The organism is Acidovorax sp. WCS2018Noco2-16 (assembly GCF_031843945.1).
Classification (GTDB): Bacteria; Pseudomonadota; Gammaproteobacteria; order Burkholderiales; family Burkholderiaceae_C; genus Paracidovorax.
The window spans coordinates 1-1365 of sequence record NZ_JAVTJJ010000022.1 but is presented as its reverse complement, the minus strand read 5'-3'; the positions used below and the strand labels follow the sequence as shown (position 1 = coordinate 1365).

Genomic DNA, 1365 nt, shown 5'->3' with positions numbered 1-1365 from the left:
CCTTCACCCAGGGCACCCTTGTCGCCTTCGAGAGCGAGCTTGGCGGAGCCGCGAATGATCGGGGTGTCGTCGCCTGGGAAGTTGTACTTGTCCAGGAGTTCGCGCACTTCCATTTCGACGAGTTCAAGCAGCTCTTCGTCGTCGACCATGTCGCACTTGTTCAGGAACACGATGATGTAAGGCACGCCCACTTGGCGAGCCAGCAGGATGTGTTCGCGGGTCTGGGGCATCGGGCCGTCAGCGGCCGAGCACACCAGAATGGCACCGTCCATCTGGGCAGCGCCGGTGATCATGTTCTTCACATAGTCGGCGTGGCCTGGGCAGTCGACGTGGGCGTAGTGGCGGTTAGCCGTTTCGTATTCCACGTGAGCGGTGTTGATCGTGATGCCGCGGGCCTTTTCTTCAGGTGCTGCGTCGATCTGGTCGTAGGCCTTGGCTTCGCCGCCGAACTTGGCGGACAGCACGGTGGCGATCGCTGCGGTCAGCGTCGTCTTGCCATGGTCCACGTGGCCGATGGTGCCCACGTTGACGTGGGGCTTGGTACGTTCGAACTTACCTTTTGCCATTTTCGACTCCGAAAAAACCTATACCAACACATTTGGATATTGGCGCAACCTCAACTAGCTGCGCCTTGAATTGGTGCCCATGGCGGGAATCGGACCCGCGACCTCTCCCTTACCAAGGGAGTGCTCTACCACTGAGCCACATGGGCGCTTCGATGGCCAAAGACCTCGAAGTATCTCACTTCACCAGACTGGAGCGGGAGACGGGAATCGAACCCGCGTCATTAGCTTGGAAGGCTAGGGTTCTACCATTGAACTACTCCCGCATCGACCACAAGGCCTTCGCAGCAGCGCCCAGCGCACAACTCAAATCTGGTGGAGGGGACTGGATTCGAACCAGTGTAGGCGTAAGCCAACAGATTTACAGTCTGCCCCCTTTAGCCACTCGGGCACCCCTCCGGAGAATTCCGAATTATAGCAGCTTAATTGGCCTGCTTGGAACTTTGCAGGATTTTTCTATCCAGCGCAAGAACGAGCGCACCCCGCGTGAGCATGCTCTCTCACCATACGCGGAAAGCCTCACGGCGAGGAGAGCCCCTCGGATGAGTAGATCTAAATACGTTGCACACAGCATGCTTAGCGCACTCAGATCAAGCTACATGACAACAAAGTCGCATCAAGTCGTCTCCTGCGTGGACCCAGCAAGAATTTCACGATAGAACAATGCCTGTTAAATCAGTCATAACATCATGAGATCGCCACCAGTGTTATCGGTCGCGACGTTGAAAAATATGTTTGGTCACGACGCGCATCAACCAATGCCGGGAGTGGAGATCTAGCCCTGCAAAGCAAAGCGCCCCGA

The 1365-nt window shown here is 56.6% G+C and carries 1 protein-coding gene and 3 tRNA genes; all 4 read right to left on the bottom strand.

Features of this window, described 5'->3' with window-relative positions; translation table 11 throughout:
- On the bottom strand, positions 1-566 hold a 566-nt coding region (locus RQI28_RS19645), incomplete at its 3' end, for a GTP-binding protein (RefSeq protein WP_311224348.1).
- A gap of 71 nt (positions 567-637) precedes the next feature.
- Positions 638-712, bottom strand: a tRNA-Thr gene (locus RQI28_RS19640).
- Positions 713-755: 43 nt separating this feature from the next.
- Positions 756-829 (bottom strand) — tRNA-Gly (locus tag RQI28_RS19635).
- 47 nt (positions 830-876) lie between these two features.
- Positions 877-962 (bottom strand) — tRNA-Tyr (locus RQI28_RS19630).
- Between the last annotated feature and the right edge of the window lie 403 nt (positions 963-1365).